The sequence below is a fragment of the Neoroseomonas lacus genome (assembly GCF_014644535.1).
Taxonomy (GTDB): Bacteria; Pseudomonadota; Alphaproteobacteria; order Acetobacterales; family Acetobacteraceae; genus Neoroseomonas; species Neoroseomonas lacus.
In genome coordinates this window covers 60478-82370 of sequence record NZ_BMKW01000018.1, presented here as the reverse complement: position 1 = coordinate 82370, position 21893 = coordinate 60478, and the positions used below count along the sequence as shown (strand labels likewise).

The 21893-nt window shown below is 70.1% G+C and carries 23 protein-coding genes; 7 read left to right on the top strand and 16 right to left on the bottom strand.

The annotated features are described in order from the left end of the window. The first annotated feature begins 274 nt into the window (after positions 1-274). A complete protein-coding gene (locus IEY36_RS27145) occupies positions 275-1513 on the top strand; it encodes a glycoside hydrolase family 108 protein (RefSeq protein WP_188972878.1) in 1239 nt (412 codons plus the stop codon). 226 nt (positions 1514-1739) lie between these two features. Here the strand turns inward: IEY36_RS27145 and IEY36_RS27140 are convergent, their stop codons facing one another. Genes IEY36_RS27140 through IEY36_RS27130 form a run of 3 tightly spaced genes read right to left on the bottom strand, consistent with a single transcriptional unit; the run spans position 1740 to position 4071 of the window. Continuing rightward, positions 1740-2456 (bottom strand): lysophospholipid acyltransferase family protein, encoded by a 717-nt coding sequence (locus IEY36_RS27140; RefSeq protein WP_188972876.1) that lies wholly within the window; start codon positions 2454-2456, stop codon positions 1740-1742. Next, a complete protein-coding gene (locus tag IEY36_RS27135; RefSeq protein WP_229681609.1) occupies positions 2456-3433 on the bottom strand; it encodes a phosphatidate cytidylyltransferase in 978 nt (325 codons plus the stop codon). Before IEY36_RS27135 ends, IEY36_RS27140 begins: the two co-directional genes overlap by 1 nt. Next, complete coding sequence (locus tag IEY36_RS27130; RefSeq protein WP_229681608.1) at positions 3430-4071, bottom strand: CDP-alcohol phosphatidyltransferase family protein; 642 nt, start codon at positions 4069-4071, stop codon at positions 3430-3432. Before IEY36_RS27130 ends, IEY36_RS27135 begins: the two co-directional genes overlap by 4 nt. 90 nt (positions 4072-4161) lie before the next feature. Between IEY36_RS27130 and mutL the strand changes: the two genes are divergently transcribed. Next, positions 4162-5982, top strand: a complete 1821-nt coding sequence (gene mutL / locus IEY36_RS27125) for a DNA mismatch repair endonuclease MutL (protein WP_188972872.1) — start codon at positions 4162-4164, stop codon at positions 5980-5982. Between the two features lie 7 nt (positions 5983-5989). Here mutL and IEY36_RS27120 read toward each other — a convergent pair whose 3' ends face one another. Further along, positions 5990-7504, bottom strand: a complete 1515-nt coding sequence (locus IEY36_RS27120; protein ID WP_188972870.1) for a glycosyltransferase — start codon at positions 7502-7504, stop codon at positions 5990-5992. Positions 7505-7778: 274 nt separating this feature from the next. Here IEY36_RS27120 and IEY36_RS27115 point away from each other — a divergent pair, with 274 nt between their 5' ends. Beyond that, positions 7779-8144 (top strand): acyltransferase family protein, encoded by a 366-nt coding sequence (locus IEY36_RS27115; protein ID WP_188972868.1) that lies wholly within the window; start codon positions 7779-7781, stop codon positions 8142-8144. A 43-nt stretch (positions 8145-8187) separates the two neighbouring features. Here IEY36_RS27115 and rsmD read toward each other — a convergent pair whose 3' ends face one another. From rsmD to IEY36_RS27090, 5 genes are all read right to left on the bottom strand, one after another. After that, on the bottom strand, positions 8188-8757 hold the full coding sequence (gene rsmD, locus IEY36_RS27110) for a 16S rRNA (guanine(966)-N(2))-methyltransferase RsmD (protein WP_188972866.1): 570 nt from the start codon (positions 8755-8757) through the stop codon (positions 8188-8190). Then, the gene (locus IEY36_RS27105; protein ID WP_188972864.1) at positions 8754-9356 is read right to left on the bottom strand and encodes a TetR/AcrR family transcriptional regulator; all 603 of its coding nucleotides are present in this window, start codon (positions 9354-9356) and stop codon (positions 8754-8756) included. The genes rsmD and IEY36_RS27105 overlap by 4 nt, the downstream gene beginning before the upstream one ends. 7 nt (positions 9357-9363) lie before the next feature. Beyond that, a complete protein-coding gene (locus IEY36_RS27100; RefSeq protein ID WP_188972862.1) occupies positions 9364-10362 on the bottom strand; it encodes an aldo/keto reductase in 999 nt (332 codons plus the stop codon). A gap of 84 nt (positions 10363-10446) precedes the next feature. Next, positions 10447-11340, bottom strand: coding sequence for a pseudouridine synthase (locus IEY36_RS27095; RefSeq protein WP_229681607.1), 894 nt, complete (start codon positions 11338-11340; stop codon positions 10447-10449). Then, a complete protein-coding gene (locus IEY36_RS27090) occupies positions 11337-12047 on the bottom strand; it encodes a gamma-glutamyl-gamma-aminobutyrate hydrolase family protein (RefSeq protein WP_188972858.1) in 711 nt (236 codons plus the stop codon). The genes IEY36_RS27095 and IEY36_RS27090 overlap by 4 nt, the downstream gene beginning before the upstream one ends. A gap of 204 nt (positions 12048-12251) precedes the next feature. Here IEY36_RS27090 and IEY36_RS27085 point away from each other — a divergent pair, with 204 nt between their 5' ends. From IEY36_RS27085 to IEY36_RS27070, 4 genes are all read left to right on the top strand, one after another. After that, on the top strand, positions 12252-12881 hold the full coding sequence (locus tag IEY36_RS27085; RefSeq protein ID WP_188972856.1) for a TetR/AcrR family transcriptional regulator: 630 nt from the start codon (positions 12252-12254) through the stop codon (positions 12879-12881). A gap of 214 nt (positions 12882-13095) precedes the next feature. Continuing rightward, positions 13096-13593: a DUF2852 domain-containing protein gene (locus IEY36_RS27080; RefSeq protein ID WP_188972854.1), complete on the top strand. Its 498-nt coding sequence runs from the start codon at positions 13096-13098 to the stop codon at positions 13591-13593. 231 nt (positions 13594-13824) lie between these two features. Further along, positions 13825-14265 (top strand): nucleoside deaminase, encoded by a 441-nt coding sequence (locus tag IEY36_RS27075; RefSeq protein WP_188972851.1) that lies wholly within the window; start codon positions 13825-13827, stop codon positions 14263-14265. Positions 14266-14323: 58 nt separating this feature from the next. Then, a complete protein-coding gene (locus IEY36_RS27070) occupies positions 14324-14773 on the top strand; it encodes a DUF4214 domain-containing protein (RefSeq protein WP_188972850.1) in 450 nt (149 codons plus the stop codon). A gap of 609 nt (positions 14774-15382) precedes the next feature. Here IEY36_RS27070 and IEY36_RS27065 read toward each other — a convergent pair. From IEY36_RS27065 to IEY36_RS27040, 7 genes are all read right to left on the bottom strand, one after another. Beyond that, entirely contained in the window at positions 15383-16006 is a 624-nt protein-coding gene (locus IEY36_RS27065; RefSeq protein WP_188972848.1) for a cytochrome c oxidase assembly protein, read from the bottom strand. Positions 16007-16050: 44 nt separating this feature from the next. Continuing rightward, complete coding sequence (locus IEY36_RS31185; RefSeq protein WP_268238201.1) at positions 16051-16179, bottom strand: hypothetical protein; 129 nt, start codon at positions 16177-16179, stop codon at positions 16051-16053. Continuing rightward, on the bottom strand, positions 16176-17120 hold the full coding sequence (locus tag IEY36_RS27060; RefSeq protein WP_229681612.1) for a heme o synthase: 945 nt from the start codon (positions 17118-17120) through the stop codon (positions 16176-16178). The genes IEY36_RS31185 and IEY36_RS27060 overlap by 4 nt, the downstream gene beginning before the upstream one ends. A 39-nt stretch (positions 17121-17159) precedes the next feature. Then, positions 17160-18755, bottom strand: coding sequence for a cytochrome c oxidase subunit I (gene ctaD, locus IEY36_RS27055; protein ID WP_188972843.1), 1596 nt, complete (start codon positions 18753-18755; stop codon positions 17160-17162). A 22-nt stretch (positions 18756-18777) separates the two neighbouring features. Next, positions 18778-19674 carry a cytochrome c oxidase subunit II gene (coxB, locus tag IEY36_RS27050; protein ID WP_188972841.1) on the bottom strand — a complete coding sequence of 299 codons (897 nt, stop codon included), beginning with the start codon at positions 19672-19674 and terminating at the stop codon, positions 18778-18780. Positions 19675-20019: 345 nt separating this feature from the next. Next, positions 20020-20724, bottom strand: coding sequence for a class I SAM-dependent methyltransferase (locus IEY36_RS27045; RefSeq protein WP_188972839.1), 705 nt, complete (start codon positions 20722-20724; stop codon positions 20020-20022). A gap of 226 nt (positions 20725-20950) precedes the next feature. Further along, a complete protein-coding gene (locus IEY36_RS27040; RefSeq protein WP_188972837.1) occupies positions 20951-21820 on the bottom strand; it encodes a DMT family transporter in 870 nt (289 codons plus the stop codon). Positions 21821-21893: the final 73 nt, after the last annotated feature.

The window sequence follows — 21893 nt, the reverse complement described above, 5'->3', positions numbered from 1 at the left end:
GCAGCGGCCCGCACCCCCACCCGGCCACCCATTCCAGGATACTGACGTGGGTGGCCGGGTGGGGGTGCGGGCCGCTGCGGGACTTTCCAAACAGACTCTGAATCCTCCCGTCGCACCGCGGTGATCCTGCTCACCGCGATATCGCCGCGATACCGGGCATGCTACATCGATACGACGCCGTAAGTACGGCGACACGACCGGCGCTTGATCGCTGCCGCGTTACGACAGCGACCTTGCCGGCCTGAGTACCTGCCGTTTCGGGAGGACCCAAGCCATGCCTGTACCCCTCGTTGCCATCGCCACAGCCCTTGTGCCGGAACTGGCAAGGCTCATCGCCGGTGACCGGGCCGGCGTCGCCGCCAGCCATGTCGCCGAGGCGGTGCGCAGCGTCACCGGAACGGACGACCCCGTCGAAGCCCAGCGGCAGCTCGAAGCGACCCCCGCCGCCGCATCGAATCTCAAGATCCGCCTCGCCGAGATCGCGTTGGAGCAGGCCAGGCTCCAGCGGGAGGCCGCCGACGCCGCCCGCCAGGCCGAACTCGACGCGCTGAAGAGCCGCTTCGCCGATACGCAGAACGCGCGCAGCACCCTGGTGGAGCTGGCGCGCACGGGGAATATCACCGTCTGGGGCGCCCCGCTGGTCTCCACGGTGGTGACCGTCGGCTTTCTCGGCGTCACGCTGACGCTGATGCTGACCAAGTACGACCCGGGGACGAATCAGTTCCTCGGCTCCATCCTCAACATCATCGTCGGTGCGCTGGTCGCCGCCTTCACCGCCGTGGTGAATTTCTGGATCGGCTCCTCCGAAGGCTCGCGCACCAAGGATGCGGCGGCGCAGAGCCTGCAGGTGGCCCAGTCCGAGCAGACGGGCCAGGCCATCCGCAGCGTGCAGGCGATCGCCGAGACGGCGTCGCGCGCGCCGGCCGCCATCCTACCTGTCGCCGCCCCTGCGGCGGCTGCCCCGCCGGCTGTCGCGGAACGCGCGCCGGCCCGCGACAACTTCCCTGTCTGCATCACCGAAATCCTCCAGCATGAGGGCGGCTTCGTGAACAATCCGGCCGACCCGGGCGGTGCCACCAACCTCGGCATCACCAAGGCGACGCTGGAAGCCTTTCGCGAAAAGGCGGTGACCGAGGATGACGTACGCAACCTCACCAAGGACGAGGCGCAGGAGATCTACCGCGCGAAATACTGGAACGTGATGCGCTGCAACGACCTGCCGCCGGGCATCGACCTCATGGTGTTCGATTTCGGCGTCAATGCCGGGCCGCAGCGCAGCGTCAAGCTGCTGCAGAAGGCCGCCGGCGTGACCATCGACGGTTCGGTCGGGCCGATCACCCTCGCGGCGGTACGCGCCGCCGATCCGGCGGAGCTGATCGCCAGGTTCGCCCAGGGGCGGATGGACCACTACCGCTCGCTGTCCACCTTCGAGACCTTCGGCCGTGGCTGGACCAACCGGACCGAAGCCGTCCGGGCGACGGCATTGCGCATGGCGCTGGCGGCGAAGGCCTAGCCAAGCGTCGCGGCGGCGCGTGCTTCATGCCAGCGGTCCCTGCTGGATGACTCGCGAGCGGAAAGAATGGAGGGGCGCCTCCCCGCAAACCACCCCACCCGGGTTCCCATTGACGTTGCGAAGCAACGTCAATGGGGGCGTGCCCTTTGGAATGCCGTCTTCTGGTGCGGGGCGTGGGAGGCATGGGGTGCGCGCTGTGCGCGAGGGCTCGTTTCCAGTCGGACAATCAGGACGCGTGCGGCATCAGCGCCCGCACCGCCGACTCGCAGCGCCGCGCCGCGTCTTCCCACCCCGCCCGCGTCGCCGGCACATCAGCGAAGCGCAGCGGCGCGCCGATCGCCAGCCGCAACTTGCGCGGCGCCGGGTATCGCCGCTCCGGCGGCCAGGCGGCGTGGCAGCCATCGAGGAAGGCCGGCACGACCGGCACCTCGGTCCCCGCCACGAGCACGCCGATGCCCGGTTGGAACGCCGCCATGCGGCCATCCCGCGCCCGCGTCCCCTCGGGGAACAGGATGTAGACGAGCCGGTCTTCGACCAGCCTCTCCCGCAGCGTCGCCAACTCCCCCGCCTTGGTCCGCTTGCGCCAGACCGGCAGCGCATTCACCGCATAGGCCGCGAAAGCCGAAGACAGTGTCGAACCGAAGAACGTATCCCCCGCCGCCAGCGCATGGGCGCGCCGCGCCGCCTCCCCGCGCAACACGCCCGACAGCGTCAGCGCATCGAGGTGGCTGGTGTGGTTGGCGATGAGCACGAAGGGCGGCTCCGGCAGGTTCTCGCGCCCCGTCACCTCCAGCCGATGAAAGGCGGCCAGATACCCACGCAGCGCCGCCCGCCAGGCCCGCCCCAGGACCAGGCTGCCCAGCCCGCGTTCGCGCGACAGGCTGCGCAGCCGGTCGGCGGTCTCGAGCCCATGGTCACGCGCGGGGCGCAGCTTGAATTCCATCAGCCCCCCGTAATCAGCCGCACCGGCTGCCCCATGCCGAAGCCGACGAAGAACTGGATGAAGTGGAAGGCGGCGGGTGCGACCAGCAGCAGCGAATTGAACCGGTCCAACACCCCGCCGTGGCCCGGCAGGATGGTGCCCATGTCCTTGATGCCGATGTCCCGCTTGATCGAGGACAGCATCAGGTCGCCCGCCTGCGCTCCGATGCCGACAATGACGCCGAACACCAGCAGCCAATGCGGCTGCGCCATCGGCGTGTCGCGAAAGATGAAGAAGGACAGCGTCGCTACCAGCAGCGTGGTCACGCACAGCGACCCCACCGCCCCGGCGATCGACTTGTTCGGGCTGGTCGTCGGCAGCAGCTTCGGCCCGCCGATCAGCTTGCCGAAGGTGAAGGCCGCGACGTCCGACAATGCCACGGTGGTCAGCAGCATCAGCAGGATCGGCCGGTAGCCCGGCTCATTCGCCATGAAGGACAGATGGGCGAGCCCCGCCCCGAACAGCATGTAGGCGAAGATGCCGAGTGCAACGCGCTGCACGTAACCCTGCGGCCGGTCGCGCGGGATGGTGCCGATGACGATGACGCCAACGGTCAGTGGCCACAGCGCCACGAAAAACCCGTACCAATGGTCGAGCGCCGCGAAATTCGCCGCGAGGATGCCGAGCACCACCAGCCCGGCGACCAGCGGCTCGCGGAACAGCCCCGTCGCCCGGTCGAATTCCCGCAGGCAGGCGAGCCCCAACAGCGTCACCGCCCCGATCACCCATTCCCGCCCCAGCAGCACCGGCCCCATCATCAGCGGCAGCAACAGGCACCACGAACCGGTACGCAACCACAGCTCGCGCCGCAGTTCCGGCGTGCCGCGCCCGGCCAGCGTCATCGCCCCGATCACCGCGCCCGCGACCAGCACCACGGCGACGGTCGCGGCGACGATGCCGACCGTCACCGGATGAGCGAACACCGCCTCGCGCATCATGCCTTGGCCCTCAGCGTCGCAGCCGCGCGCGACAGCCGCAGCCAGGCGGTCAGCAGCGCGCCGAGGGTGATCACCACCAGCACCACCCATGGCGTCCAGGCATCGCCGCGCCAGGACGGCGGGATCACAGCGCACCACAGCGCCATCGCCGTCACCACGGCCATGCGGTGCTGCTTCGCCATCGGCCCGCCGAAATCCGACGGCGCGCCGGCCGCCCGCGCGGTGGTCCGCACATAGGCCGTCGCCATCGCCGCGAGTGCGGCCGCCAGCCCCAGCCAGACCGCCCCCGCCGCCACGCCGAGCCCGACCAGCACCGCCGTATCCGAGACGCGGTCCGGCACCTCGTTGAACAACTCGCCGACCGGGGAGGCGACGCCGCGCCCGATCGCCACCATGCCGTCCAGCAGGTTCGCCATCAGCCGCGCCTGCACCAGCAGCGCGCCGAGCACCCAGAACAGTGGGGCCGCCCCGGGCATCCAGGCCACCGCCGCGAAGGCCAGCCCAGCCGCCAGCCCGGCCACCATCCCCGCCACGGAAATCCCGTTCGGCGAGGCCCCGCGCGCTACCAGCGCCGCCGCCATTCGCTGCGTCACGCCCAAGTCGCGCGCCGCGATCGGCCGTCGATCCGATGCTTCCACCCTGTCCCCGCTCACCATTCCGCGCGCAGCATGGCCTGTCGCCGCACGCACCGGAAGGAAAGCCTTCGGGCCGCATGCTATCTTCCTCACATGTCCGCCGCCGCGACCGAGTCGTCCCCCCGGCCCCTGATCCGCCGGCTGTCCGAGACCACCGCCAACCGCATCGCCGCCGGCGAGGTGGTCGAACGCCCGGCCGCCGCGGTGAAGGAGATCGTCGAGAACGCGCTGGATGCCGGCGCCACCCGCATCGCCGTGCTGCTCGAAAGCGGCGGCATGGACCGCATCCTGGTCGAGGATGACGGCATCGGCATGGGCGCGGAGGACCTCGCGCTGGCCATCGAACGCCACGCCACCTCCAAGCTGCCCGAAGAAGCGACGCTGTTCCGCATCGCCACCCTCGGCTTCCGTGGCGAGGCACTGCCCTCCATCGGTGCCGTGGCACGGCTGTCCATCACCTCCCGCCCGGCGGGTAGTGCCGCGCATCGCATCGCCGTCGAGGGCGGCCATGTCGGCCCCGTCGCCCCCGCCGCCGGCGCCCCCGGCACGCGGGTCGAGGTGCGCGACCTGTTCTTCGCCACCCCGGCGCGCCGCAAATTCCTCCGCCACCCGCGCACCGAGGCCGACCACGCCATCGAGGCCGTCCGCCGCCTGGCGCTGGCCTGGCCCGCAGTCACCTTCCGCGTCGAGAGCGACGGGCGCGAAGCGCTGTCCCTCGCCGCGACCGATTGGGAAACCCGCATACGCCAGGTGCTCGGCCCGGGCTTCGCCGCCGCCGCGGTGCCGGTGGAATCGGTCGGCGTCGCGCTCGACCTGCGCGGCCTCGCCGCCCTGCCCTCCTTCACCCGGCCGACCACCATGGGCCAGCATCTGGTGGTCAATCGCCGTCCGGTGCGCGATCCGCTGCTGCGCGTCGCGCTCCGCGTCGCCTATCGCGACCTCATCCCGCAGGGCCGCCACCCGGCCGCCGCCCTGTTCCTCGACATCCCACCCGACAGCGTCGATGTGAACGTCCACCCGATGAAGACCGAACTGCGCTTCCGCGAGGGCGAGCAGGTGCGCGGCGCGGTGATTTCGGCACTGCGCCGGGCCTTGGCGGTGGGTGCCGGCACGGCAGTGGCGATGCCTGCGCTGACCCCGGCGACGCCCGTGCTGGACCCGATGATGCCCGCGCCGGGTCCGGCAACGCCGCCCCCGCACGCCACCGGCTTCGCCGAATCCCTCGCCCCGCTGACCCCGCCACCCACCGCCTGGCCGGTGCAACGCAGCCTCGGCCTGGCACCAGCCGCGCAGCCGCTCACGACACTCCAGCGCGATCGCGCCCCGGACCAGCATCCGCTCGGCCGCGCCGTCGCCCAGATCCTGGAAACCTACGTCATCGCCGAGGCGCCCGACGGCGCGCTAGTGCTGGTCGACCAGCACGCCGCCCATGAACGCCTGACGCATGAGGCGCTGGCCACCCAGCTCATCGAAGGCGGCGTGCGCGCCCAGCCGCTGCTGCTGCCCGCCGTGGTGGATCTGCCCACCACCGATGCGATGCGGCTGGTCGAACACGCCGAGACCCTCGCCCGGCTCGGGCTGGAGATCGAGGGCTTCGGCGGTGGCGCGGTGCTGGTGCGCGCCCTGCCGGCGCTGCTGGGCAATCCCGACCCGGCGCCGCTGCTGCGCGACCTCGCCGAGGAGCTGGCCGATCTCGGCGAGGCCGCCACGCTGCAACGCCGGCTCGATGCGGCAGTCGCGCGGCTCGCTTGCCATGGCAGCGTGCGCGCCGGGCGGCGGCTCAACCCGGCCGAGATGGATGCGCTGCTGCGCTCGATGGAAGCCACCCCTCGCGCGGCCACCTGCAGCCACGGCCGGCCCACCGTCCTGCGGCTGGACGGTCCGGCGCTGGAGCGGATGTTCGGCCGGCGCTGACCCCGCCTCAGCCGCGGGCCGGCGGCGCTCCGGCCACCAATTCGGCCTCGGCCAGGGACCAGTTCGCCGCCGCCGCGCCTGGGGCATGCAGGGCGAAGGCCTTGGCCCCACCGGCCGTCAGATCCGCCACGGCGAGATCGACCACCGCCAGCGAACCCTGCGCCGACACGCGGGCGACGACCCGCTGGCCATCCAGCACCTCGATCTCCGTCCCATCCGTCGCCCCCGCTGCGCGCACCAGCTGCAGCACGATGCGGGCGAGCCGCCGCTGGGCAAGCGCCTCGGCCAGATCGATCTGCGCGCGGCCGGCCATGGTCACCTGGCGCGGCTCCGTCCGCGTCCAGCCAGCCCCGAGCAGCGCCGGCCCGGGGCCGCCATGCCAGTCGGCGATGCGCAACCGCTCGCCCGGCCTGAGCGTGGCGAGGCGCAGCCGCAGGGCCAGGCGCTGCGCCTCCCGCTCGGCCCGCGCCAGCCGAACCGCATGCTCGTCGCGCAGGCGCTGCATCTGGTCGGGGCCGAAGCCGCGCGGGTGCGGCGAGGCGAGCATGCTCTCGAGCATCGCCGCGCCGCGCATCGCGTCGCCGGTGGCCGGACTGCCGGCGAGCCCGATCGCCTCGGCATGGATGTCGCGCAGCCGCTCCATGTAGAGGTCCAGTCCGATCTCGGGCACTGCCATGCGGCGCAGCGCGGCCTGCTCGGCGGCGTCGATCGCGTCGATCTCGGCCAGGACCAGCGCCGGGTCGAGCGGGCGCAGCAAGGTCGCGCCCCCGAAATTGCGCCGGCGCAACGCGCGGAAATTGTCCGGCGTCACCAACCCCGCCAAGCCGCGCGCATCGGCGCAGATGACCGCGCAGCCCGCCCCCAGCGCCTCAAGCGCCGCGCGGCCCGAGCTGATCACCACGGCATGCGCGGCCATCAGTTCCGGCAGGTTGGCGACGACCTCGCCGAGGCCACGCCCGACAGTGGTCACCTGCCAGCCGCGCGCGCGCAGCGCCTCGGCCACCTCCAACTGGGCGCCGGGCTTGTCCGTCTTGCCGACCAGCAGCGCCGTGCGTGGCGGCGGCGGGGTCGCGGGCGGCGCGAAGGCCGCGAGGTCGGCGGCATTCGGCAGCATTCGGATGCACTCCTCGGCAACGCCGCCCTCGACGCGCAGGCGTTGCGCCGTCTCGGCCGAATGGGCGATGAAAAGCTGCGCCGCATGGGCTGGCGGCGGGCGGTCCCAGCGGCCGCGAAAATCATGGCAGGACCAGGTCGCGGGAACCGCGGGGAAGGCCGCGCGAGCGACCAGGAACGGCACGTTGTGGTGCCCATGCAGCAGGTCGGGCGCGAAGCCGTCGAGGTCGCCGATGCGGTCGGTCACCACGATGCCGCGCGGGGCAAGCGCCGCCGCCGTCGGCCCCTTCTGCGGCGTGTAGATGGCGACGCTGTCGCCGGCGGCGACGAAGCGCAGGGCGGCCTCGACCGTCACGAGTTCCGTGCCGGTGCGGGCGACGAGGCAGATATTGGTCATCAGGATACGCATGGGTACCTCGCCGAAACACCTTCCCGAGACATGCGGCACCGCCCGCGGACCAGGATTCGCCTGAACCCGCAGTCTCGAACGCCCCCATTAGAACAGATCCCGACGGGGTGAGAGCTGTCCGGGCGGCTGTTTGGAACGTCGGGCATCGGCCGTCGACAGCGCGGCGGGCGCTGGACTGGCACGCCGGCGCGGCACCGTGGGCAATGTCCACCGCAACCGCGCCTCCTGCCCCAGCATCATTGCAGGCCGACACCCTCCGAGCCCGGGGTTCGTTATGGTTGGGGATCGAAACCGGTACGGAGGCGGTGGCGCCGGGGGCTACCTGACTTGGCTCGGCGCACCCGTCTTTGTGTGGCTGGGCGGCATCTCCTACACGCTCCACCTGCTGCACGAGAACATCGGCTGGACGGTAATCGGCCGGCTCGAAGGGGCGGGCATTCCGGCCAACCTCGCGATTCTCGCGGCCATCGCAACATCGGTAGGACTGGCCGCGCTCGTCACCTACCTGGTGGAGCGCCCGGCGATGCGATGGATCCGCGGCTTCTATCGCAGCCGGGCGCCGCGGCCGGGCACTGGCCCGCGCGTCATCCTGCGACTGGAGCCTGGCATCCCACCCGGCGGAGGCGCTTCGGGTCCGTGATCCCGGCGGAGCGCTGCCGTGGCGCTGCCAACGTCGCTGTGGCTCAGCAACCTGCCAGCCCTGGTGCACGCAGCACATGCAGCGTCGCCGCGCCATGGCTGCGGCTGACCACCGCCTCGAAGCCCGGCAGGTCGAGCGCCTCGTCCAGCGCAGTCTCCGCCACCAGCAGCGCGCCGGGGGCGATCCAACCGGCCGCGTCCAGCCGCGTGACGGCCTTGGGCAGCAGCCCCTGCCCATAGGGCGGGTCTAGGAACACCAACCCGCAGGGAACCCGCGCTCGCGGCGGCCGCGTCGCATCCGCGGCGACCACGGCGGTGCGGGGTTCCTCCTTGCAGGCGGCGATATTGGCGCGCAGCGCGGCCAAAGCAGGGCGGTCGATCTCGAAGAAGGTCACATGGGTGGCGCCGCGCGACAGCGCCTCCAGCCCCAGCGCCCCGGTGCCGGCGAAGGCGTCGAGCACCAGCTGGTCCTGCACCACCGTCCGCCCGCCCCAGGGGGCATGCCACAGCATGTCGAACAGCGCCTGGCGCACGCGCTCGGCGGTCGGGCGGGTCGCCGCCCCCTCAGGGGCGCGCAGCACGCGGCCCCGGTTGCGCCCGGCGATGATCCTCATCGCGGCGCGGCGGCGCCGAAGCCGGCCAGCAGCAGGTCAGTGATGCGGGCAAGCGACGCGGTCGCCGTGGCTTCGTCACCGCTGGTGGCCACGAGGTCGGGATGGTGGAAACGCATGGTCGCTGTCAGCACGGCGCTGGCATCCTCCTCGGGCGCGGCAACGGCGGGAAGCGTCCCATCGGCCCGGCCTTCGGCGAGGATAAGCGCGACCTGGGTCACCAGCCCCTTCACATGCGCGGCAATCACCTCGGGACTTTCCAGGGCGACGCGGTGGAAGCCGGCGAACATCTCCGGGTCCTCCAGCACCTTGCGCCGCTTCATCGCCGCGAGCGCCGCCAGCCAGGCGCGCAGCCGGGCCGGCGGCGGTTCTCTGCCGGCGGCGATGGCGGCGAGCGGCGCCGTGATCGCGGCGAGCCAATCCTCGGCCACCGCCGCACGCAGCGCCTGCTTGCTCGGGAAGTGGCGATAGACATTGCCGTGGCTCATGCCGAGCCGCTTCGCGACGTCGACCACGGTGAGCTTGTCCGGCCCATGCCGCCGCAGCAGCGCCGCGGCGGCATCGAGTATGCGGGTACGGGTATCGACCGCCGAAACGTCCATGAAGCTCCTATGCAGCGGGCGGGCGTTCGCTGTCGAGCATGGCCATCTGCTCGGCGGCGTAGCGGTCGCCGGCCGCCGCGCCAGCGGGGATCGCCGCCTCGAAGGCCGCGATGGCTGCGGCCGGCAGGTCGAGCGCCAGGGTACCGAGCGCCTCGGCCAGCCGATCCGGCCGCCGCGCGCCGACCAGCGGCAGGATATCGGGCCCGCGCGACAGCACCCAGGCGATCGCCGCCTGGGCAGGCGTCGCGCCAAAGTGCGCGGCGGCGGCGGCCAGCGCCTCGGCCAGCGCGGTGTTGCGCGCGAGGTTGTCCCCCGCGAAGCGTGGCGAATGGGCTCGGAAGTCGGCCGCCCCACTGACTTTGCTGCCGCCGATCAGCCCGCGCCCGAGCACGCCATAGGCGGTGATCGGGATGCCATACGTGCGGCAGGCATCGAGCACGCCGCTTGTCTCGATGCTGCGCGACAGCAGCCCGTATTCGATCTGCAGCGCGGCGACCGGGGTGACGGCATGGGCGCGGGCGATGCTCGCCGCCCCTGCCTCGGACAGGCCGAAATGGCGCACCCAGCCGGCGCGGATGAGGTCGCCAATGGCCCCGGCCACCTCCTCGATCGGCACGTCCGCCGGCACCCGGGCCGGCATGTACAGGTCGACATGGTCGGTGCCGAGGCGCTTGAGCGTCATCGCCAGGAAGTTGCGGATCGAAGCCGGCCGGGCATCGAACCCGACGAAGCCACCGGCCGGGTCGCGCAGCGCGCCGAACTTCACCGCGACGAAGGCTTGGTCGCGCCGGCCGGCCAACGCACGGCCCAGCAGCATCTCATTGTGGCCGGAGCCGTAGAAATCCCCGGTATCGACATACGTCACGCCGGCCTCGAGCGCGGCATGGATGGTGGCGAGCGAGGTCGCCTCATCGGCCGGGCCATAGAAATCGCTCATGCCCATGCAGCCGAGGCCGATCGGGAAATGGTCGCGGTCGCCAAGGCGACGGGGGGTGGTGAAGGACATGCGACGGCTCTCCGGTTGGGATGGCCGGAAGCTAGCGCCACATTATCGAACTAACAATATCTGTTTTTTGTCAGTCGGATTTTGTTACCCGCCGCGCGGCTTGTGCCCCTCCCGCCCGCGCACCGGCCGGCGCGGCCCCATCGAGGCATTGCGCGCCCGCGGTGGCCGGCGCGGCCCCTCGGTCGCGGCCTCGTCGAGCAGCGGTGATTGCGCGATCTCGCGCAGCCGCTTCGGCGCATCGAGCCCGAGTTGGTCGCGCAACACCTTGGCGTTGACTTCCTCGACCGCCCCGCGCGGCAGCGCACCAAGCTGGAACGGCCCGTAGGCGGTGCGGATCAGCCGCGTCACCTCCAGCCCGAGATGCGTCATCACCCGGCGCACCTCGCGGTTCTTGCCTTCCTTGATCGACACGGTCAGCCAGGCATTGGTGCCCATCAGCGAATCCAGCCCGGCCTCGATCGGGCCATAGACCACGCCCTCGATGGTGACGCCGCGGATCAGCGCGGCGAGAGCCCGTTCATCCACCCGGCCATGCACCCGCACGCGATACCGCCGCGACCAGCCGTTGGACGGCAACTCCAGCTTGCGCGCCAGCTCGCCGTCATTGGTCAGCAGCAGCAGCCCCTCGCTGGTCAGATCCAGCCTTCCGACCGAGACCAGCCGCGGCAGCCCCGGCGGCAGGCGTTCGAACACCGTCGGGCGGCCTTCCGGGTCGCGATGCGTCGTCACCAGCCCGTCCGGCTTGTTGTAGCGGAACAGCCTGGTCCGCTCGGGTGCCGCGATCGGCTTGCCGTCCACTGTGATGTGGTCGCCTGGCGTGACGAAGGTCGCCGGCGTCTCGACCACCTTGCCACCGTATTTCACGCGGCCCTCCGCGATCATCTTCTCCACGTCGCGGCGCGACGCCACGCCAGCACGCGCCAGCCATTTGGCGATGCGCTCGCCGCGCTTGGGTTCTTCGGCGTCGTCGTCGCTCACCGGCTGGCCTCCACGAAGGCGGTAAAGATCGACGGGTCGCGCGGGTCGATCGCGTATTCCGGATGCCACTGCACGCCGAGGGCGAAGCGATGGCCGGGATGCTCGATGCCCTCCACCACGCCATCGGGCGCCACCGCATTGATCACGCCGCTGCCGGCCGTCGCCACCGCCTGGTGATGCGCCGAATTCACCGCCATGCGTGGGTTGCCGACAATGCGCGCGAGCAGCGTGCCGGCGGTGATCGCCACCTCATGCCCCGGCTCGGTGCGCGGATTGGGCTGTTCATGCGCCAAGGCGCCGGGGACCTCGTCCGGGATGTGCTGGATCAGCGTGCCACCAAAGGCCACCGCCAGAAGCTGCTGCCCGCCGCAGATGCCGAGGACCGGCTTGTCTTTCGCCAGCGCCGCCCGCGTCGCCGCCAGTTCGAAATCCGTCCGCCCCGGCTTCAGCGTGACCTTCGGATGCGGCGCCCCGCCACCCCACAGCGCCGGGTCCACATCGAAGGCGCCGCCGGTCACCAGCAGCCCGTCGATCTCGTCGAGATAGGCCGCCGCCAGCGCCGGCTCATGCGGCAGCGCCACCGGCAACCCGCCGGCCGCGATCACCGCGTCGAAGTAGTTCTGCCGCAGGGCATACCAGGGCAGTTTCGACCAGCCGCCGGCCGGTTCCGAATCCAGGGTGACGCCGATCAGGGGACGGGTGCGCATGGCGCTTGCTAGCCTGTTTTAGCATCGGCGCCAGAGCATTTTCCGATCGAGCCGCACCGGCCCGCTCGACCCCCTGACGGAAGTATCCCGGATGGGTGGCCAATGCCGATTCAGCGCAGGCAGAAGATGCGCCGACGGGTTTCGCAGCGCTGCGGATGCGCCGAGGGCTGGCGCCGCGCCGCGCGGAATGCAAATGATCCTCACATGTCCCGACCCGGCGAACGACGCGGCTATCACCACGGCAATCTGCGCGAAGCGCTGGTCGCCGCCGCCGTCGATCTGATCAGCCAGCATGGCCCTGAAGGCTTCACCGTGGCCGAGGCTGCGCGCCTGGCGGGCGTCTCCCCCGGCGCACCCTACCGCCATTTCCGCGACGCCGAGGCACTGCTCGCCGAGGTTGCCCTGCGCGGCTTCGTCCGCTTCGCCGAGGCGCTCGCCGCCGCCTGGGCCGACGGCAAGCCCGACTCCCTACGTGCCTATGAGGCGCTCGGCCGCGCCTATCTCGCTTTCGCCCGGCGCGAGCCCGCCTACTACGCCGCGATGTTCGAAACCCGCATCGCCCACGACGCGCATCCCGGCCTGCTCGCCGCCTCCGACCGCGCCTTTGGCGTGTTGCGCGACGCCACCGAGGCGCTCGTCGCTCGCCTGCCCGAAGGCCGCCGCCCGCCCGTGCTGATGGTCGCCCTGCATGTCTGGTCGATGTCGCATGGCATCGCCTCGCTGTTCTGCCGGCCCGACCGGTCGCGCCGCAAACTGCCCATGGCGCCGGAGGACCTGCTGGAGGCCGGGCTGCTGATCTACCTGCAAAGCCTTGGCCTCGCTGCCAGCGGCTGAGCTTCGTGCGGCACATCCCCGCACCCCCACGTCAAAAGGTGACACGCCGGAGATGCCGGCCGGCGACCGCACTGGATCTGATGGCGCATGCCCGAACGGGCACCGAGAAATCCGCGGCGCCCACATCGCATTTTCCTTGACCGAACTGGATCCGATCCCCAATGTAAATGTCGCTTGCATTTACATTCCGCAGGCCGAACCCATGAGGAGCACCATGTCCGCCACCGCCTATCCCGACGCCGCCGACTATCCGAGCCGTCGCGAGCGCCGCGAGCGCCGCTGGCGGGACCCCCGCTTCGACGGCGGCCCCTGCGCCAGCTTCAACCCCTGGAACGCCCCCAAGCCGCTGCTCATCGCGGCGATGATCCTCGGCTTCATGCTGTTCTGGCCGATCGGCCTGGCCGTGCTGTTCTTCATGATCGGCAGCGGCCGCATCGGCCGCCGCTGGTCACGCCGCTACGGCATGGGCCCGGGCGGCGGCGCTCCGATGGAAGGCGGCGGCTGGCCGCGCTGGTGCCGCGACGAACAGCCGTCCTCCGGCAACAGCGCCTTCGATGAATACCGCGTCGACACGCTGCGCCGGCTCGAGGAGGAGCAGAAGGACTTCGCCGCCTTCCTCGAACGCCTGCGCTTCGCCAAAGACCGCGCGGAATTCGAGCAGTTCATGACGGACCGCCGCACCCGCCCGCCGGAACCCCCCGCCAAGGGCTGATCCCCACACTCCCCGCCCGGCTGGCCTCCAGCCGGGCGGTTCGCGTTCCAAGGTGCCTTGTCCGAGCGCGTCACGTCACGCGCTCGAGCGAATGCGCCCAGGCACGACCTGCTCCTGGGCGCCTTGCGCTCGACGTCGCTCCCGCGACGCGATCCAACCCATGGTCCAAGCGAGCATCCCCAGGCCCTTGCGTGATTCCACCCCGGCGCGATCTGCTCTACCCCTTCCCCCATGACCCCGATTGAAATCGCCCTCGCCGAAGCCGCCGCCGCCGCCGCGCGCGGCGAAGTCCCGGTCGGCGCCGTGGTCACCGACGCCGCCGGCACCGTCCTCGCCCAGGCCGGCAACGAGGTCGAAGCCCGACGCGACCCCACCGCCCATGCCGAGATCCTGGCGCTACGCGCCGCCGCCGCCCGCCTCGGCTCCCCCCGCCTGCCCGGCTGCACCCTGACCGTCACCCTCGAACCCTGCCCGATGTGCGCCCAGGCGGCCTCCTTCTTCCGGGTGAAGCGCCTCGTCTTCGGCGCCTACGACCCCAAGGGCGGCGGCGTCGAACATGGCGCGCGCATCTTCGCCGCGCCCTCCTGCCACCACGTCCCCGAGGTCATCGGCGGGGTCCGTGAATCCGACTGCGCCGAACTGTTGCGCCAATTCTTCGCAGCCCGGCGTTGACCCTCGGCGCGCGCTTCGTCATTCATCGTCCGGTCAGCACCAAGTGAAGTGAAGCGCCATGCAAGAAGTGAACGGCAGTGACCTGCTCAACGGCAGCGACCACGAATTCGTCGTGAACCTCTACAGTGTCCTGCTGAACCGCTGGCCGGACGAGGACGGCTACCGCCACCACCTCCAGCGGGTCGAGAACCGGCCCGAAATGCGCCGCCAGCTGATCGACGAAATCGCCGGCAGCCCGGAAGGGCGCAATCTCGGCGTCATCGTGCGCTGGCCGGACGCAGCCCCCGCCGCCGCGGCATCGGCCGTCGCGGCCGCGCTGCCCGCCGCTGCCGCGCCAGGCGACCTCGCCAGCACCCTCGCGCAACTGTGCCAGGGCCTCGCGACCATGGAGGCCGCCGTGCTGATCGAAACCCAGCGGCTGCTGGCGGAGACCCTCGCCACCGTGGCCGCGCATCAGGCGGCACAGCTGGAAGCGCGCATCGCACGGCTCGAAGGACGGCAGGGCTGAGCAGACAAGCGGCAGGTCGGGGAGAGGCGCCGGCCCTCGAGCATCCCGCCGGAAGCTCAGTTTGGGCATGCACTGAAGGCCGAGGGGCGCTGCCCATCGAGCACCCTGGCAGGAAACAAGGGTTACCGCACCTTCGTGCGATCTCTGCGAAATCGACGCGCACGGTCTGAAGTGGCGTGGTGCCGACGGCCCCGAGGCCGAGATCCGGATTGAGCGAAGTATTGCCACTCAACGCCCCGAGCCATCACAGCGGCGTCTTCGGCCCAGCGCCTCCTGGGCACTGACACCTGAAGCAGATACCAATCGGGCAAATTCACCTGATCGGCCATGGATGCTCGCGAAAGCAGGACGCTTGAGCGATTGCCGTGCGCCAGTACGAACCCAACCGCCCCTGGCGCCAGATGCCTGAGCAGGATCATCCCCAAGCTCCGACATCGCGCCCGGCGCGCGTGCCACCGCGCCAGTCGGCCCGTCCCGGCCGGCGCCAACAAGGGGATTTCCAAATGACACTGTCATCTGGTGGGGTGGTTTGGAGGGGCGACGCCCCTGCATCTCTCGCCACCGCAGCCCGAACAAACGCCTGAACCGAAGGCGGCCCCCGCCCGCCGTTCAATTCGTTCGCGACGGCTCCGCCCCGGCCCGTCCGACATGCGGCCCGGCATTCGCCAGCGCCCCGGCGCGCTGCGCGTCCTCGATGGTGCGGTAGAAGGTGTAAGATAGCGTGATCGTCGTGACGTCGCGCGTATTCGGGTCCTCGGCGATGCGCGGGTCAACCCAGAAGGAGACCGGCATATCTGCCCGCTGCCCCGGCGCCAGCGTCTGCTCGTCGAAGCAGAAGCACGCCACCTTGTGGAAATAGCGCCCCACCTTCTCCGGCGTCACGTTGTACACAGAGATGCCGGTTACCGGCGTCGCCGCCTGATTGGTGGCGGTATAGAAGGCGAAGCCCTCCTCCCCCAGCCGCACCGTCATGGCGGCCTGCTCGGGCCGGAAATTCCATGGCAGGCTGCGATCGGTCTGGGCGGAGAACCGCACGCGAATGGTCCGCTCCGTGGCCCCTGGCGCGGCCGTCCCGGTCTGCACCGTGCCGTTGTATCCGGTCACGCGGCAGAACAGGCCATAGAGCGGCACCGCAGCGAATGACAGGCCAAGCATCCCCACCCCGACCGAGGCAACGATCATGCCCGCCCGCTTGTTGCGGCGCTTCGTCGCCGCGGCCTGTGTCTCGTCCATATCGCTCATCTGCGCCTGGGTCGGGGGCTTGGCAAGGTTGCGCCTCAGCCGCGCAGCAGCCGCGCCATGCCGATGAAATAGAACAGGATGGCAAGACTCACGAGCACCAGCCCGATGGCGATGTTGCGCCCACGCCGGCGCTTCTCGAACAGCGCGCGTTCATCGGGCGTCATGCGCCGAACACCAGGTGGTCGACCGCGAGCGCCGCGAACAGGACGAACAGATAGTACAGCGAGAACCGGAAACAGGCCCGCGCCGGCGCGTCTCGCGTCAGGCTGCGGCCGGTGTCATCCTGCCGATCGCGCAGCACGGCGACGGCATGGCGGACGAACATCGCGCCAAGCACCGCGGCCACCACGGCATAGGCCGGGCCGGAAAAGCCCACCAGCCAGGGCAGCAGGCCGATCGGCGCAAGCAACACCGCATAGATCACGATCTGCCGCCGCGTCTCCCGCGCCCCGGCGGTGACCGGCAGCATGGGCACGCCAGCCCGCGCGTAGTCGTCATGCGCCCATAGGGCGAGCGACCAGAAATGCGGCGGCGTCCAGAAGAAGATGATGGCGAACAGGATGATCGGCACCAGCGTCACATCGCCGGTCACCGCCGCCCAGCCGATGAGCGGCGGGAAGGCGCCGGCGGCACCGCCGATGACGATGTTCTGCGGCGTCCGCCGCTTCAGCCACATCGTGTAGACGAAGACGTAGAAGGCGATCGACAGCGCCAGCACGAAGGCGGCCGCGATGTTGGTGGCCATCCACATGACTGTGACGGAAGCAACCGAAAGCCAGATGCCAAAGGCGAGCGCCGAAGCCGGCGCGATCCGCCCGGCCGGGATCGGCCGCTTCGACGTGCGGCGCATCACCGCATCGATGTCGCGATCATACCACATGTTGATCGCCCCGGCCGCACCGGCGGCCACGGCGATGCACAGGATGGCCGTCGCCGCCAGCACCGGATGCATGGCGCCGACGCCCGGGGCGACCAGCATGCCGACCAGGCCCGAGAAGACGACGAGCGACATGACCCGCGGCTTCAACAGCGCGATCCAGTCACCCACCTCTGACATGTCGTAGGAAGCAGGAAGGGGGGCACTGCCCCCCTGTCCCGGTTCCATGGCGGCGTCGCTCATGGTCACTCCGTCTCGCAGCTTTCCTTAGTGGATGCGCGGCAACTCGTCGAATGTGTGGAACGGCGGCGGCGAGGAAACCTGCCACTCGAGCGTCGTCGCACCAGGCCCCCAATAATTGTCGGCCACCTTCTCCTTCGAGCGGAAAGTCAGGAAGACGACGTAGAGGAACAGCAGCAGCGAGGCGGCCGAGATGTAGGACCCGATCGAGGCCAGCAGGTTCCAGCCCCACAGCGCTTCCGGGTAGTCCGGGTAGCGGCGCGGCATGCCCTGGTTGCCCGAGAAATGCATCGGGAAGAAGGTCAGGTTCACGCCGGCGAAGGTCACCCAGAAATGCACCTTGCCCCAGAATTCCGGGTACTGGTGGCCGCTCATCTTGCCGATCCAGTAGTAGAAGCCGGCATAGATGCTGAACACCGCGCCGAGCGACAGCACGTAGTGGAAGTGCGCCACCACGTAGTAGGTGTTGTGCAGCACCTGGGTGATGCCGGCATTGGCCAGCACGACGCCCGTCACGCCACCCACGGTGAACAGGAAGATGAAGCCGATCGCGAACAGCATCGGCGTCTTCAGCTCGATCGACCCACCCCACATGGTGGCGATCCAGGAGAAGATCTTGATACCCGTCGGCACCGCGATCACCAGCGTCGCCGCCATGAAGTAGGCGCGGGTATCGACGTCGATGCCCGACTGGAACATGTGGTGCGCCCACACGATGAAGCCGACGAAGCCGATCGCGACCATGGCGTAGGCCATGCCGAGGTAGCCGAACACCGGCTTGCGGCTGAAGGTCGAGATGATGTGGCTGATGATGCCGAAGCCCGGCAGGATCATGATGTAGACTTCGGGATGGCCGAAGAACCAGAACAGATGCTGGAACAGCACCGGGTCGCCGCCGCCCTCGGGCTTGAAGAAGGCCGTGCCGAAGTTGCGGTCCGTAATCAGCATGGTGATCGCACCCGCCAGCACTGGCACGGCCAGCAGCAGCAGGAAGGCGGTGACCAGCATCGACCACACGAACAGCGGCATCTTGTGCAGGGTCATGCCCGGCGCGCGCATGTTCAGGATGGTGGTGATGAAGTTGGCCGCGCCCATGATCGACGACGCACCCGCCAGGTGCAGCGCAAACAGCGCCATGTCCATCGCCATACCCGGATGGTACTGGTTCGACGACAGCGGCGGATAGATCGTCCAGCCCGCGCCCGCACCCTCGCCGATGAAGGCGGAGGACAGCAGCAGCAGGAAGGCCGGCACCAGCAGCCAGAAGCTGATGTTGTTCATGCGCGGGAAGGCCATGTCCGGCGCGCCGATCATGATCGGCACGAACCAGTTGCCGAAGCCGCCGATCAGCGCCGGCATGACCACGAAGAACACCATGATCAGGCCATGGGCCGAAACCAGCGTGTTCCACACCTGGCCGTCGGCGAAGATCTGCATCCCCGGCTGCTGCAGCTCGATGCGCATCAGCACCGACATGCCGACGCCGATGAGCGCCGCGATCACCGAGAAGATGATGTAGAGCGTCCCGATGTCCTTGTGGTTCGTCGAGAACAGCCAGCGGGACACGAAGCCCGGCTGGTGACCGTGGTGGTCGTCGTGATGCGCGTCGGTTGCGGTGGCCATCGTTCTTCCTCCGGGTCGCGCCTTAGCGGCGCGCCTCCGCGATCTGCACAGTGTCGGTGGGTGCGGGGGTGGCGGTGCTCACCGCCGGCGCGGCAGGCTCGTCGGCGCGGGCGAAGCGCGTGCGCGCCTCGGCGACCCACTTGTCGAAATCCTCGCGGCTGACGGCGCGGACCGCGATCGGCATGAACCAATGGTTGGTCCCGCAGATCTGGTTGCACTGACCGTAGAAGACGCCTTCGTGATCGGCGCGCATCCAGGTCTCGATCGTGCGGCCCGGGATCGAGTAGCGCTGCACGCCCAGCGCCGGCACGAAGAAGGAATGGATCACGTCATAGCCCTGCGTTACCACGCGGACATTGGCGCCGATCGGGATCACCAGCTCATTGTCGACCGCGAGGCGGTACAGGTGGCGGCGCTCCGGCGGCAGCTGGTCTTCCGGAATCGGGTAGCTGTCGAAGGCGAAGTTGCCGTTGTCCGGATAGGCATAGTGCCAATACCACTGCCGGCCCTGCACGTTGATCGTGATGTCGGCGTCCGGCGTGCGGTCTTCGAAATAGATCAGCCGGAAGGACGGGATGGCGATGACCAGCAGGATCACCACCGGCACCACCGTCCAGGCCACTTCCAGCATCGTGTGATGGCTGGTGGTGGACGGCACCGGGTTCACCGAGGCGCGGAACCGCCACATGCACCAGGCCAGCAGCCCGGCCACGAAAATGGTGATCACCACGATGATGGCGAAGACCAGGTCGTTGAAGTGGTGGATGGCTTCCTTAATCGGGCCGCCCGCCTGCTGCAGGCCCATGCCCCAGGCGTGGGGCGCCCCCACCATGCCCTCGGCCATGGCCGGCGTTGCCGCCGCCGCTGCCACCAGGCCGCCGATCGCCGCCCCGAGGCGCTTCCAGTCGCTCAACCGCATCACCATTCCCCGTGCGCGTCGCCGCATCAGCTTTGCCCGTGCGCGTTGCCGCGCAACCCCAAGAATTCCTACGCCTCACTCTCGCCAGCCGAAAGACGGACAACAGCGACACGTGCGCCACCGGTCCCGAGACCCGGCGCCGCGGGCGGACCATAGTCGCGGCACCCCGCACCGCACAAGTGATCACGCCTCCCGGAGACGCAATCCTGCGCAAGCGGAACATTGTCTTGAATCATCGCCATCGGCGGCACGTCCACGCGTTCAGCCCGCGCGGCGGGAGCATGGTCACGCGATGCTGTCACACCGGCCGTCAGGACGAGGCCGGACACCACCTACGGCGCCGCCTCACTCCGCCGCGAGGGCCTGCGGCAGCGCCGCCGGATTGCGCATCTGCACCAGCGTGAAGATGCCGGCCGGCGGGCAGGGCTCGATGCTCTCGACCATCGTCGTCGAGGGTTCGAACAATTCGCACAGCGCAAAGTCCGGATGCCAGCCGAGTCGGCGCGCGAGCGGCGCCATGGCGCGCTCGACCCACCAGCGCGGCCCGCCCTCGGCGGCGAAATGATTGACGAACAGCAGATGCCCGCCCGGCCGCACCACGCGCGACATCTCGGCGAACAGCTTCTTCGCATCCGGCACGACCGAGGCGGTGAACATCGCTACCGCGATGTCAAAGGCGCCGTCCCCGAAGGCCATGCGCTCGGCATCCATCTCGACCAGGCCACGGACATTGGCCAGCCCTTCGGCCGCCACCCGTTCCTGCGCCTTCTGCAGCATCTCGCGCGACAGATCGATGCCGACGACCTGCAGGTCCCGCCGGTACAGCGGCAAGGCAAGCCCGGTGCCGACGCCGACTTCCAGCACACGCGCGCCCGACAGGCGGTTCACCGCCGCCACCGCGCGCCGGCGACCGAACCCGGACACCCCGCCAAACACCGTGTCGTAGAAGCCCGCCCAGCGGCGATAGGCGTCCCGTACGCTGGCAGCATCAAGCGCCGCGCGCGCGTGGCCGCGTTCTCCGGCCCCTTTGGCCAATCCGATGTCCGCCATCGATCCCCTCACGCCCGCGCTCCGAGCGCCGGTGCCGCACCGTCCCGACGGGCCCGCGGTCCGCCGAAACCATGCAAGCGATGCGCTGCTTCGCTAAACCAGCGGGGCCCACGGTGCAAGCTTCGCCTGATTCGACCCATCCCAATGCGGGCTGCAGTCATGCTGCGAACACAGGACTGCCGCGCCATCCCCGCCGACTCGGCGGGGCAGGATGCCGCCCCGTCGGTCAGCCGCCGCGCCGCCGGTCGGGCAGCGCCACCAGGATCCCGCCCACCGCCACGATCGCCATGCCAAGCAGGGTGAGCAGGTCCGGCACGTCCCCGAAAACCAGGGCGCCGGCGATCACCGCCCAGATGATCTGGGTATAGGACATAGGCGCGAGCAGGCTGGCCGGCGCGCGGGCGAAGGCCATCACCAGCAACCCGTGCCCCGCGCCACCCAGGATGCCGAGCAACGCCAACGCCCCCCACCCCTCGACCGAAGGCCAGGCCCAGGCAAAGGGCGTGGTCGCCGACATCACGAAGGAGGCCGCCAGGCTGGTGTGGAAAATGGTGGTGCGCGGGTCGTCGAGCCCGGCCAGCCGCCGTGTCAGGATCTGATAGACGGCGAACAGCGCGGCGGTGCCGAGCGGCAGCACCATGGCCCAATGCACCGGCGCGGTGCCGAACAGGAAGGATGGGCGCAGTAACACGACGACGCCCAGCAGTCCGATCCCGACCCCGGCCCATCGCCGCCATCCGACACTCTCCTTCAGGACGATCGCCGCCAGGGTGATCGTGAACAGCGGCGAGGCAAAGCCGACCGCCGTGGCATCCGCCAGTGGGATGTATACGAGCGCATTGGTGAACAGCAGGTTGCAGCCGGCCAAGGTGAGGCTGCGCAATGTCTGCCAGCCGGGGGCGCGGCTGCGCCAGGGGAAGTGACCGGTAGCCAGCCGCAGGGCGATGGCCACGGTGATGAAGCCGAACAGGAACCGCGCCCACATCACCTGCGCCACAGGGAATCCCGCGGTCAGGAGTTTGGTGAGCGTATCCATCATGACGAAGGTCGCCAGCGCCGCGAGTTGCAGCGCCACCCCGGCCAGGCGTGATTGCATGTTGCGCCCAGCATTGCCGCAATGCAGCGAGGACGGAAGTCACCGTGACGCGCATCCGCAGCGCGCGTGACGC